The organism is Phreatobacter sp. (assembly GCF_022843985.1).
Classification (GTDB): domain Bacteria; phylum Pseudomonadota; class Alphaproteobacteria; order Rhizobiales; family Phreatobacteraceae; genus Phreatobacter.
Genome location: NZ_JALHMP010000018.1, coordinates 68,560 through 80,577, shown reverse-complemented (window position 1 = coordinate 80,577; position 12,018 = coordinate 68,560). Strand labels below are relative to the sequence as shown.

Here is a 12,018-nt window from a genome sequence, read left to right as displayed (position 1 = left end):
GGTTCAGACCCCCTCGCCCGTCTTGACCTTGACGACCTCGATCGCCGTCTCCGGCGTGCGGGCCGACTGGGCGGCCGGATCCTGCCGCTTCACGCCCTTGCGGTGGCTGAGCGTCAGCACGATGGCGCCGATCATGGCGACCAGCAGCACCAGGCCCGAGAGCTGGAAGAAATAGACATATTGGGTGTAGAGGACCCGGCCCAGCGCCTCGGCATTGGTGACGTCGACGGGGATCGGTGCGGTGATCGTCTTCGGCGCCGCGCCACCCAGCGTCCAGGCGCCGATGACCATGAACAGCTCGGCCAGCACGACGAGGCCGACCAGCGCTCCCACCGGCAGATATTGCAGGAAGCCCTGGCGCAGCTCGACGAAATCGACGTCGAGCATCATCACCACGAAGAGGAAGAGCACCGCGACGGCGCCGACATAGACCACCACCAGGATCATCGCCAGGAACTCCGCGCCCATCAGGACGAAGAGGCCGGAGGCGTTGACGAAGGCGAGGATGAGGAACAGCACCGAGTGCACGGGATTGCGCGCGGCGATGACCATCACGGCCGAGGCCACCAGCACGGAGGCGAAGAGGTAGAAGAAGAGACCGGCGAGCATCTGCCCCTTTGCCCCGTTCCTGTTACGGAGGGCGCGCTTGTGACAGACTCGGGGGGAGCCCTGCGCGCGCCTCTCTTAAAGTCCAAGTTGCAACGCGTCCAGACGGCGCTCCGCCCGGCTGCGTCACTGCATCGTCACCTGTAGGGTGCGTCCTTCTTCAGGCTGTCGGCGAGCTCGCGTTCCCAGCGGTCGCCATTGGCCAGAAGCCGTGCCTTGTCATAGTAGAGTTCCTCGCGGGTCTCGACCGCGAACTCGAAATTCGGCCCCTCGACGATGGCGTCGACCGGGCAGGCTTCCTGGCAGAAGCCGCAATAGATGCATTTCACCATGTCGATGTCGTAGCGGGTCGTGCGCCGCGTGCCGTCATTGCGGCGCGGGCCGGCCTCGATGGTGATCGCCTGGGCCGGGCAGATCGCCTCGCACAGCTTGCAGGCGATGCAGCGTTCCTCACCGTTCGGATAGCGGCGCAGCGCATGTTCGCCGCGGAAGCGTGGCGAGATCTGCCCCTTCTCGAAGGGATAGTTGATGGTCGCCTTCGGCTTGAAGAAATAGCGCATCGACAGGAAGAACGCCGAGACGAACTCCGTCAGAAACAGGGCTTTGGCCGCGCGGTCGAGCCTGAACGTCGACGCCATGGACCTCTTCTCCTCAAATGCCCCAGCCGCTGATCGTGCGGCCGAGCCAGTAACCAAGGCCCGCGAAGGCGGGCACGATGACGACCATCAGGATCCGCTGCGCCAGGACGATCCGGCGCTCGTAATCCCGCCGCTCGGCCTCGGTGGTCGAGCGATCGGTCTGCCTGAGCTTGCCGGCCACCAGACCCGAGACGATCCGGTAGTCGACCCAGCCGACCCCGGCGCCGATCAGGGCGCCGATCAGTCCTGCCGGGCTGAACAGGCTGTCCATGCCGGGCCCCTTACGGCGCCCAGCCGGTGAATTGCAGGACGCTCGCCACCACGACGACCATGACCAGCGAGATCGGCAGGAAGACCTTCCAGCCCAGACGCATCAGCTGGTCGTAGCGGTAGCGCGGCACGAAGGCCTTCACCATGGCGAACATGAAGAAGACCAGCGTGAGCTTGAGCACGAACCAGATCACGCCCGGCACCCAGGTGAAGGGGGCGAAGGGGAATGGCGGCAGCCAGCCCCCGAGGAAAAGGATCACGGTCAGCGCGCACATGGTCATGATGGCCACGTATTCGGCCAGCATGAACATCATGTAGGGGGTCGAGGAATATTCGACCATGAAACCGGCGACGAGCTCGGATTCGGCCTCCGGCAGGTCGAAGGGGGGGCGGTTCGTCTCCGCCAGCGCCGAGATGAAGAAGATCACGAAGACCGGGAAGAGCGGCAGCCAGAACCAGCCGAACAGGCCGATGTCCTTGTCCTGCGCCCGCACGATGTCCGACAGGTTGAGGGAGCCGACGCAGAGCAGCACGCAGATGATCACGAAGCCGATGGAAACCTCGTAGGACACCATCTGGGCCGCCGAACGCAGCGCCCCGAGGAAGGGATATTTCGAGTTCGACGCCCAGCCGCCCATGATGACGCCATAGACGCCGAGCGAGGACACCGCGAAGATGAAGAGGATGCCGACATTGAGGTCGGCGATGGCCCAGCCCTCGTCAAGCGGGATGACGGCCCAGGCGGCGAGCGCCAGCAGCACCGAGACGAAGGGCGCCAGCAGAAAGACGCCCTTGTTGGCGCCCGACGGGATCACAGGCTCCTTGAAGACGAATTTCAACAGGTCGGCGAAGCTTTGCAGCAGGCCGAAGGGGCCGACGACATTGGGCCCGCGGCGCAGCTGCACCGCCGCCCAGATCTTGCGGTCGGCGAGCAGGATGAAGGCGACGAAGACCAGCAGCGCCGCCATCAGCACCAGGCTCTGGATGGCGATGAGCAGGATCGGCCAGATCAGGGTCCAGAAATTGTCCATGGTTCTGCCTTACTCCGCCGCCTGCCGGTGCGAGCCCTTGGCGATCGCCGAACATTCGGCGAGCGTCGCGGAGGCCCGCGCGATCGGATTGGTCATGTAGAAGTCGTCAATGGCGGCGATGAAGGGGGACGCCTCCACCTTGCCGCCGCGGGACGCCAGGGCGCCGATGGCGGCGCCGTCCACCGGGGCCAGCCCGCCGATGCGCAGTGTGTGGGGATGGTCCTTGGCCATGGCCGCGCGCAGCTGCACCAGCGAATCGAAGGGCAGCTTCACACCCAGGACGTCGGACAGCGCCCGCAGGATAGCCCAGTCCTCCTTGGCCTCGCCCGGCGGGAAGCCGGCGCGATTCACCACCTGGATGCGGCCTTCCGTATTGGCGGTGAGGCCGGACTTTTCCGTATAGGTCGCGCCCGGCAGGATGACGTCGGCGCGGTGCGCGCCGCGGTCGCCATGGGTGCCGATATAGACGACGAAGGGGCCGTCGCCGATGGCGATCTCGTCGGCCCCGAGATTGAACAGCACGTCAACCCCGCCGCCCGCCATGGCCGCGGCATCGAGACCGTCCGCACCCGGCACCAGACCGAGGTCGAGCGCGCCGACGCGGGAGGCCGCGGTATGCAGCACTGCAAAGCCGTTCCAGTCCTCGGCCAGCGCGCCGAAGGCGGTCGCCGCATGGGCGGCCAGCGACAGGACCGCGACGCCGTCGGCGCGGGCGAGCGCCCCCTGCCCGACGATGACCAGCGGCTTCTTGGCGCCCTTCAGCACCTCGGCGAAGGAATGCTTGCCCGCCACGACGTCGGCCAGCGTGTCCGGCCCGGCACCGAGATAGTCATAGGTGTAGGTGAGGTCGACCACCTCGCCGATGACGGCAATCTTGACCCCGCCCATGCGCCAGCGCTTGCGGATGCGCGCATTGACGATGGGCGCCTCGCGCCGCGGATTGGTGCCGACCAGCAGGATCGCATCCGCCTCCTCGATCGCGGCGATGCCGGGATTGAAGAGGTAGGACGCGCGGCCATGGGCCGGGTCGAGTTTCACCCCGTCCTGGCGGCCGTCGATGTTCGACGAGCCGAGCGCCGCGACGAGGCCCTTGAGCGCGTACATCTCCTCAAGGGTCGCGAGATCGCCGGCGAGAGCGCCGATCTTCGCCGGCGCCGTGGCCTTGACCCTGGCGGCGATGGCGGCGAAGGCCTCCGGCCATGTGGCGGGCCGCAGGCGGCCGTTCTCGCGCAGATAGGGCTGGTCGAGGCGCTGGGTGCGCAGGCCGTCGGCGACATGGCGGGTCTTGTCGGAGATCCACTCCTCGTTCACCGCCTCATTGAGCCGCGGCAGCACGCGCATCACCTCGCGGCCGCGGGCATCGACGCGGATGGCCGAGCCGACCGCGTCCATCATATCCGTCGATTCGGTCTTCAACAGTTCCCAGGGCCGGGCGTTGAAGGCGAAGGGCTTCGAGGTCAGCGCACCGACCGGGCAGAGATCGACGACATTGCCCTGCAGCTCGGACGTCATCGCCTGTTCCAGATAGGTGGTGATCTCGGCGTCCTCGCCACGGCCGATCAGCCCGAGCTCGGCAATGCCGGCCACCTCCGTGGTGAAGCGGACGCAGCGCGTGCAATGGATGCAGCGCGTCATCACCGTCTTCACCAGCGGGCCGATATACTTGTCCTCGACGGCGCGCTTGTTCTCACTATAGCGCGACTTGTCGACGCCATAGGCCATAGCCTGGTCCTGCAGGTCGCACTCGCCGCCCTGGTCGCAGATCGGGCAGTCCAGCGGGTGGTTGATGAGCAGGAATTCCATCACCCCCTCGCGCGCCTTCTTCACCAGCGGCGTCCGGGTGTTGATGACCGGCGGCTCGCCATTGGGGCCCGGACGCAGGTCGCGCACGTTCTGGGCGCAGGAGGCCACCGGCTTCGGCGAGCCCTTCACCTCGACAAGGCACATGCGGCAGTTGCCGGCGATCGACAGCCGCTCATGGTAGCAGAAGCGCGGAATCTCGGCGCCCGCGGCCTCACACGCCTGCATCAGCGTGTATTCGCCCGGCACCTCGATCTCCTGCCCGTCGACGATCACCTTCGCCATCGGCTCATTCCATCCGGTCCTGGCCGGGACCGCGCGACGGCGGCTCCGGCATCCTCGTGAGGCGGCTCGCGCCACCCCTCATCTCAAATCCGCCTGACCTTGCCGGGCCGGCGGAAGGTTTCAGTCCTTGCCGGGCTCGGAGCCCGGATTCTTCTGGATCGACAGTTTGGGCAGGGAAATGCCCTTGGCCGTCGATGTGGTCGCTATTGTCAGCGCTTTCGGCGCTTTGGGGATAAGTTTTTTTGCAGGAGCCGCCGTTTTCACAGCCGCAGGGTTTGCAACCCTTGACGTTTTCGCCGCCGCCGGCATGGCGGCCGTCACCATCGGCTTCGCCTTTATCCCCGCCGATCGCGCCGGAGCGGGGCTCGCAGCTGCCACCGGGACCTCGGCAACCCCCGCCTTCACGGCGCCGGTCTTGGGGGCCGCGGGCAAATCCTTCGCCGACACGGGCTTTGTCGACTTCGGTTTGGCCGGCGATGCCCCTGGCCGGGACATCTTCGGCGGCGCAGCCGGCAGCTTCGAAGGGGCAGGCTTGGCTAGCACCGTCACAGGAACGGCCGCCACGGCCGCCGGGGGCGGATTGGAGACGACGAGCCGCGGCGCGGCAGCGGCCGATGCCGGTGCCGGTGCCGGCACTATCGGATCATGGGGGGTGACGCCGAAGGCCCTGGCAAAGGCGAAGCTGAAGCCGCACATTGTGACGATGCCACCCAGCATCAGGGTGCTCGGCAGCATCATCGCCGCTATGGCCGGACCCGCCAGGGCGTCCAGCGAGGCGTTGCTGCCCATCGGCGATGCACTCACGGTCTTGGTGGCTGCGGTCATGGCCGGCCCTCCGTCGCGGTTGCGGTGGTGCACTGGAGCCGCCGCCGGAACTGTCCGGAAGCCGGCGCGTTGTGGACGAGCAAGGCCGCGACCACGCCGCTCCGCACGATTGCCCGCGCTCCGCCGGAAGCGGAGGCGCGAGCGCCGGTGCGGGGGCTGGCGGCGACCATGATCGTCATCGTCCCGCCATCTGCGTCTCGACCTGTGCCTTGAGCTCGGCGAGCGACCGGTTGCCGGCGGCGACATCGTCCGGGGTCAGCAGAACGGCGCAGCGCGTGCCGTCGCCGTCGATGAGGAAGCGGCGCTCGGTCAGGGCGGTGCGGCTGGCCGACCCTTCGGTGGTGATGACAACGCTGACCCGGCGTCCCGGCTTGTGCGGGCCGCAGACGGCGGCGAGCGCCGGGGTCGTCTCGGCAATCGGCCGCTCCAGCACGACAGTGCGGGCATTGGGGGTGCGCGCCACCGCCCCGCGGGACGCAGCGCGCATCAGCAGGGTCTGGCGGACGAAGTCCGGCGAGGCGTTGATGGTGACGCGCAGCGCCGCCTCCTCGGTCGGACGCGACGGCGGCGGAGCCGCCGTGACGCAGCCGCCGAGGGCCAGGATGCCGATCAGGAGCAGGCCGTGCCGGGTCATGCGCGTCACTCCGCAGCGATTCGCACGGGCTCGCCGTGCGGGTTGGCCGAATAGGCGTCGATCTTTTTCTCGATCTCGTGACGGAAGTGCCGGATCAGGCCCTGGACCGGCCAGGCCGCGGCATCGCCGAGCGCACAGATCGTATGGCCTTCGACCTGCCCCGCCACTTCGAGGAGCATGTCGATCTCCTTCTTCTGGGCGCGGCCTTCCGACATGCGCGTCAGCACGCGCCACATCCACCCCGTGCCCTCGCGGCACGGCGTGCACTGGCCGCAGCTCTCGTGCTTGTAGAAATAGGAAATGCGGGTGATGGCCCTGACCACGTCGGTCGACTTGTCGAGGACGATGACCGCCGCCGTGCCGAGGCCTGATTTCAGCGCCCGCAGCGAATCGAAGTCCATCGCCGCGTCCCAGATTTGCTCGGCGGGCACCAGCGGTACCGACGACCCACCGGGAATGACGGCGAGAAGATTGTCCTTGCCGCCGCGGATACCGCCGCAATGCTTCTCGACCAGTTCGGAGAAGGGGATCGACATCGCCTCCTCGAAGGTCGCCGGCTTGTTCACGTGGCCGGAGACGCAGAACAGCTTGGTGCCGAGATTGTTTGGTGCGCCGAACGAGGAAAACCAGCTCGCGCCACGCCGCAGGATCGTCGGCGTCACCGCGATCGACTCGACATTGTTCACTGTCGTCGGGCAGCCATAGAGGCCCATATTGGCCGGGAACGGGGGCTTCAGCCGCGGCTGGCCCTTCTTGCCCTCAAGGCTCTCCAGCAGCGCCGTCTCCTCGCCGCAGATATAGGCGCCGGCGCCATGATGGACGTAGAGGTCGAAATCCCAGCCGTTGGTGTTGCCCTTGCCGAGCAGGCCGGCGTCATAGCACTCGTCGATGGCGCGCTGCAGCGCCTCGCGTTCCCGGATGAACTCGCCGCGGACATAGATGTAGCCGACATGCGCGCCCATGGCGCAGGCGGCGATCAGGCAGCCCTCGATCAGCGTGTGCGGGTCGTTGCGCAGGATCTCGCGGTCCTTGCAGGTCCCCGGCTCCGACTCGTCGGCATTGACGACCAGATAGTGCGGCCGACCGTCCGACTGCTTCGGCATGAACGACCATTTGAGCCCCGTGGGGAAGCCGGCGCCGCCGCGGCCGCGCAGGCCCGAATCCTTGATCTGCTGGATGATCCAGTCGCGCCCCTGGGCGATGAACCCCTTGGTACCGTCCCAATGCCCGCGCGCCATCGCGCCTTTCAGGCTCTTGTCCTGGAACCCGTAGATGTTGGTGAAGATGCGGTCGTTGTCGGCGAGCATGCTCTCACTCCTTCACGGACGGCGTGCCCGCCGCCAGCGCCTTGGCCTGCACGGTCCACTCCTCGCGGTCGATGCGGCCCGGGAACGACAGGTAAGTGCCGACCCAGCGGATCTCCTCGCGGGTCCAGGCGGCGATCTGATCGAAATGGAAGATGCCGAGGGCCTGGAGCTTGCCCTCGTTCACCGGGCCGATGCCCTTGATCCGCTGCAGCTTGTCGGACTTGGCGTCGCGGGCGGCCGGCAGACCCTGCGGGCGGGTTCCGACCGCATCGGCCTTCTGTTCAGGGCTGGCGTCGGCTGCCAGCATCGCGAGCTTCGCCTTGATGGCGGCCTCTTCCTGCGCCGCAAGGGCCAGGGCCGCGGCGGAAGGGCCGGTCTCGACAGGAGCCGACTGGGCCGCAGGCACCGCCCTGGGCTTCTCGGCCAATGCCGTGCCGCCGGGAGCGTCGTAGGACAGGTCACGCAGGGTCAGCGCCCCGCCCTCGGGCTCGGCGCCGCGACGGCCGTTCTGCGGACCCGGCATCGGCGTCTCGCCGCGGGCGAAGGCATCGAGCACCGTCTCGAAGCTCTCCGGTGTCAGATCCTCATAGGTATCGGAAAAGACCTGGATCATCGGCGCGTTGACGCAGGCGCCGGCACATTCGACCTCTTCCCACGAGAAGTCGCCGTCGTCGGACAGGTGGAAGGGCTCGTGATGGATCCGGCTCTTGCAGATCTTGATCAGCGCCTCGGCGCCGCGCAGCATGCAGGGCGTGGTGCCACAAACCTGGATATGAGCTTTCTTTCCAACCGGTTGCAGCTGGAACATCGTGTAGAAGGTCGCCACCTCGAAGACCCGGATATAGGGCATGTCGAGCATGTCGGCGATATATTCGATGGCCGCCTTGGGCAGCCAGTAGGCGTGCTGTTCCTGCGCCCGCCACAGCAGCGGGATCACGGCGGAGGCCTTCCGCTCGGACGGATATTGGCCGATCGTCTTCTGCGCCCAGGCGAGATTCTCGGGCGTGAAGGCGAAGGAGGCCGGCTGGACCTCGTCTGGCGCCAGTCTGCGAACGCTCACCGGTCAACCTCTCCGAACACGATGTCGATGGAGCCGAGAATGGCGGACACGTCCGCCAGCAAATGGCCCTTGCACAGGAAATCCATGGCCTGGAGATGGGCAAAGCCCGGCGCCCGGATCTTGCAGCGATAGGGCTTGTTGGTGCCGTCGGCGACCAGATAAACGCCGAACTCGCCCTTCGGGGCCTCGACCGCCGCATAGACCTCGCCGGCCGGCACGTGGAAGCCTTCCGTGTAAAGCTTGAAGTGGTGGATCAGCGCCTCCATCGAGCGCTTCATCTCGCCGCGCTTCGGCGGCACCACCTTGTTGTCCTTGGTCGAGACCGGGCCGGGCGTCTCGCGCAGCAGCTTGCAGCACTGGCGCATGATCTTCACCGACTGGCGCATCTCCTCCATGCGGATGAGATAGCGGTCGTAGCAGTCGCCGTTCTTGCCGATCGGAATGTCGAAATCGAGCTCGGCATAGCACTCGTAGGGCTGCGACTTGCGCAGGTCCCACGGCGCGCCGGAGCCGCGCACCATCACGCCCGAGAAGCCCCAGGCCCAGCACTCGTCGAGCGTGACGACCCCGATATCGACGTTGCGCTGCTTGAAGATGCGGTTCGGTGTGAGCAGCGCGTCGAGATCGTCGACCACCTTGAGGAAGGGGTCGCACCAGGCCTCGATGTCGTTGATCAGATCGGCAGGCAGGTCCTGGTGGACGCCGCCGACGCGGAAATAGGCCGCGTGCATGCGCGAGCCCGAGGCGCGCTCGTAGAAGATCATCAGCTTCTCGCGCTCCTCGAAGCCCCACAGCGGCGGGGTCAACGCGCCGACGTCCAGAGCCTGGGTCGTGACGTTGAGGAGGTGCGAGAGGATGCGGCCGATCTCGCAGTAGAGGACGCGGATCAGCTGGCCGCGCTTCGGCACGGCAATGCCGAGCATGCGCTCGGCCGCCAGGCAGAAGGCATGTTCCTGGTTCATCGGCGCGACATAGTCGAGCCGGTCGAAATAGGGGATCGCCTGGAGATAGGTCTTGGTCTCGATCAGCTTCTCGGTGCCGCGATGCAGAAGCCCGATATGCGGGTCGCAGCGCTCGACCACCTCGCCGTCGAGTTCCATGACGAGACGCAGCACGCCGTGCGCGGCCGGATGCTGCGGGCCCCAGTTGAAGGTGAAATTGCGGATCTCGGCTTCGGCCATGGTCAGTTCGCCTTGGCTTTTTCATCGCCGGGCAGCACGTAATCCGTGCCTTCCCAGGGGCTGAGGAAATCGAACTGCCGGAATTCCTGCGGCAGGCGGACCGGTTCGTAAACGACGCGCTTCACCTCGTCGTCGTAGCGCACCTCGACGAAACCCGAGGTCGGGAAGTCCTTGCGCAGCGGATGGCCGTCGAAGCCATAGTCGGTGAGCAGGCGGCGCAGGTCGGGATGGCCGGTGAACAGCACGCCGAAGAGATCGTAGGTCTCGCGCTCGAACCACAGGGCGCCGGTGAAGACGTCGGTCGCCGAGGCGACCGGCGTCGTCTCGTCGGTCTGGATCTTGATGCGAATGCGGCGGTTAAACTTCGGCGACAGCAGATGATAGACCACGTCGAACCGCTTGGCGCGTCCGGGATAGTCGACGCCGCAGATGTCGATGATGTTGCGGAACAGGCAGCCCGCGTCGTCGCGCAGATGCGTCAGGATCCGGATGATCTCCCCCGCCTCCGCCTGCAGCGTCAGCTCACCATAGGCAACGCTCGCCCCCGTCACGGCGCCTGGCAGCGCCGCCATGATGGTTTCGCCGAGTTCGGACAGATCCGTCACTTCTGGCTCTCCAATTCGCGAACCTTTTTCTCAAGGGCTTCAATACGCTCTTCGAACTCACCGGTCAGCAGCTTGCTCATCCATGTGTCGGCCGTCAGTGCGTGCCTGAATGACCCTTGTTGTTCTTCAAGCTTGTCCAGGCGTGCCATCACAAGCTGGTGGCGCGAGGCGTTATCCTCACCCATCGCAGCGAAGCGGTCGCTGATCTCCGCCCGCATCTCACGCAGCAGCGGCAGGATCATGTCGGCTGGCTCGCCCATACCCGCCCCCTCACCGCTCGATCGTGCCGGTGCGACGGATCTTCTTCTGCAGCAGCAGAACCCCGTAGAGCAGCGCCTCGGCCGTCGGCGGACAGCCCGGCACATAGATGTCGACCGGGACGATGCGGTCGCAGCCGCGCACCACCGCATAGGAATAGTGGTAATAGCCGCCGCCATTGGCGCAGGAGCCCATGGAGATCACGTAGCGCGGCTCCGGCATCTGGTCGTAGACCTTGCGCAGGGCCGGCGCCATCTTGTTGGTCAGCGTGCCGGCGACGATCATCACATCCGACTGGCGCGGCGAGGCGCGCGGTGCGAAGCCGAAGCGCTCGACGTCGTAGCGCGGCATGGACAGCTGCATCATCTCGACGGCGCAGCAGGCGAGGCCGAAGGTCATCCACATCAGCGAGCCGGTGCGCGCCCAGTTGATGAGCTCGTCGGTCGCCGTGACGATGAAGCCCTTGTCGGCCAGTTCGGCATTGACGCCGGTGAAGAACGGGTCCGAGGCGCCCAGGGGACGTCCGTCGGCGCCGACGAGACCCTTCGGGGCCGGAGCGACGAGCGGAGCGCCGCGGTCGATTGCGGTGGCCATGGTCAGAACCTCAATCCCACTCCAGGGCGCCCTTCTTCCATTCGTAGACGAAGCCGATCGTCAATACGCCGAGGAAGGCCATCATGGACCAGAAGCCGAACAGACCGACCTCCTTGAATGACACCGCCCAGGGGAACAGGAAGGCGACCTCGAGGTCGAAAATGATGAACAGGATGGCGACGAGATAGAACCGCACGTCGAATTTCATGCGGGCATCGTCGAAGGCATTGAAGCCGCACTCGTAGGCCGAAAGCTTTTCACCGTCGGGCCGCGAGAAGGCGACAACGAAAGGCGCGACAAGAAGGGCAATCCCGATGAACGCGGCCAGCGCAATGAAGATCACCAGCGGCAGATAGTCGTTCAGCAGTGCGGATGTCGCAGCCTGCATCGAAGGCCCTCCTGCATGGCTGGAAGGGACGCGCGAGCCCCCGAACCAGCGTTGCCCTGTGCCTTACTCCCTCCCCTGTTGCGGTGCAAGCAGCGGACAGACCTTCAGGAGTCGCATTCCCTGGAAACGTTAGAAAATCGTGCGGATCGGCGCCTTCACTTCGGCGCGAGACGGTGAAACTGAGCGAATCAGGCGAAGAGATTTCGTCGCAGGTGCTCTTGTGACCTTGCGCACGCGGCAGACCCATTCGCGCCCCTGGCAGGGCGCCCCGAACGGAGCGATGACGAGAGAGAAGAAACTGGCGCGGGCGACGGGACTCGAACCCGCGACCTCCGGCGTGACAGGCCGGCACTCTAACCAACTGAGCTACGCCCGCGCGCTGCTCGGCTCACGTGACGTGCGCCGGTCGAGGAGGCGGGAATTACGGGAGGCTCATGGGCCTGTCAAGGCGAATTGCGGAGATCGCTGCAATTGCCCCCGGCAGCTGCGAGGCCTGGGCGGCCGGGGTCGAGGGGCAAGGTCCGGATTGGTGTCAC

At 66.4% G+C, this 12,018-nt stretch carries 14 protein-coding genes and 1 tRNA gene; all 15 read right to left on the bottom strand.

The genetic code is table 11. The features are described from left to right. Positions 1 to 3 precede the first annotated feature (3 nt). On the bottom strand, positions 4 to 609 hold the full coding sequence (locus Q0C57_RS13710) for an NADH-quinone oxidoreductase subunit J (protein WP_296576989.1): 606 nt from the start codon (positions 607 to 609) through the stop codon (positions 4 to 6). Positions 610 to 743: 134 nt separating this feature from the next. After that, complete coding sequence (nuoI, locus tag Q0C57_RS13705) at positions 744 to 1,244, bottom strand: NADH-quinone oxidoreductase subunit NuoI (protein WP_296576988.1); 501 nt, start codon at positions 1,242 to 1,244, stop codon at positions 744 to 746. 13 nt (positions 1,245 to 1,257) lie between these two features. Next, entirely contained in the window at positions 1,258 to 1,515 is a 258-nt protein-coding gene (locus tag Q0C57_RS13700; protein ID WP_296576987.1) for a hypothetical protein, read from the bottom strand. 10 nt (positions 1,516 to 1,525) lie between these two features. After that, a complete protein-coding gene (gene nuoH, locus Q0C57_RS13695; protein ID WP_296576986.1) occupies positions 1,526 to 2,545 on the bottom strand; it encodes an NADH-quinone oxidoreductase subunit NuoH in 1,020 nt (339 codons plus the stop codon). Positions 2,546 to 2,554: 9 nt separating this feature from the next. Continuing rightward, a complete protein-coding gene (gene nuoG, locus Q0C57_RS13690; RefSeq protein WP_296576985.1) occupies positions 2,555 to 4,630 on the bottom strand; it encodes an NADH-quinone oxidoreductase subunit NuoG in 2,076 nt (691 codons plus the stop codon). A 120-nt stretch (positions 4,631 to 4,750) separates the two neighbouring features. Continuing rightward, positions 4,751 to 5,455 (bottom strand): hypothetical protein, encoded by a 705-nt coding sequence (locus tag Q0C57_RS13685; RefSeq protein ID WP_296576984.1) that lies wholly within the window; start codon positions 5,453 to 5,455, stop codon positions 4,751 to 4,753. Between the two features lie 175 nt (positions 5,456 to 5,630). Then, entirely contained in the window at positions 5,631 to 6,089 is a 459-nt protein-coding gene (locus Q0C57_RS13680; protein ID WP_296576983.1) for a hypothetical protein, read from the bottom strand. A 5-nt stretch (positions 6,090 to 6,094) separates the two neighbouring features. Continuing rightward, the gene (nuoF, locus tag Q0C57_RS13675; protein WP_296576982.1) at positions 6,095 to 7,396 is read right to left on the bottom strand and encodes an NADH-quinone oxidoreductase subunit NuoF; all 1,302 of its coding nucleotides are present in this window, start codon (positions 7,394 to 7,396) and stop codon (positions 6,095 to 6,097) included. Positions 7,397 to 7,400: 4 nt separating this feature from the next. Further along, positions 7,401 to 8,456: an NADH-quinone oxidoreductase subunit NuoE gene (nuoE, locus tag Q0C57_RS13670; RefSeq protein WP_296576981.1), complete on the bottom strand. Its 1,056-nt coding sequence runs from the start codon at positions 8,454 to 8,456 to the stop codon at positions 7,401 to 7,403. After that, positions 8,453 to 9,637: an NADH-quinone oxidoreductase subunit D gene (locus tag Q0C57_RS13665; RefSeq protein WP_296576980.1), complete on the bottom strand. Its 1,185-nt coding sequence runs from the start codon at positions 9,635 to 9,637 to the stop codon at positions 8,453 to 8,455. The genes nuoE and Q0C57_RS13665 overlap by 4 nt, the downstream gene beginning before the upstream one ends. A gap of 2 nt (positions 9,638 to 9,639) precedes the next feature. Beyond that, on the bottom strand, positions 9,640 to 10,209 hold the full coding sequence (locus tag Q0C57_RS13660) for an NADH-quinone oxidoreductase subunit C (RefSeq protein WP_296577007.1): 570 nt from the start codon (positions 10,207 to 10,209) through the stop codon (positions 9,640 to 9,642). A gap of 29 nt (positions 10,210 to 10,238) precedes the next feature. Beyond that, positions 10,239 to 10,484: a hypothetical protein gene (locus Q0C57_RS13655; RefSeq protein WP_296576979.1), complete on the bottom strand. Its 246-nt coding sequence runs from the start codon at positions 10,482 to 10,484 to the stop codon at positions 10,239 to 10,241. 28 nt (positions 10,485 to 10,512) lie between these two features. Further along, positions 10,513 to 11,094, bottom strand: coding sequence for an NADH-quinone oxidoreductase subunit B family protein (locus tag Q0C57_RS13650; protein ID WP_296576978.1), 582 nt, complete (start codon positions 11,092 to 11,094; stop codon positions 10,513 to 10,515). Between the two features lie 10 nt (positions 11,095 to 11,104). After that, positions 11,105 to 11,482: an NADH-quinone oxidoreductase subunit A gene (locus tag Q0C57_RS13645; RefSeq protein ID WP_296576977.1), complete on the bottom strand. Its 378-nt coding sequence runs from the start codon at positions 11,480 to 11,482 to the stop codon at positions 11,105 to 11,107. A gap of 299 nt (positions 11,483 to 11,781) precedes the next feature. After that, positions 11,782 to 11,858 (bottom strand) — tRNA-Asp (locus tag Q0C57_RS13640). Positions 11,859 to 12,018 lie beyond the last annotated feature (160 nt).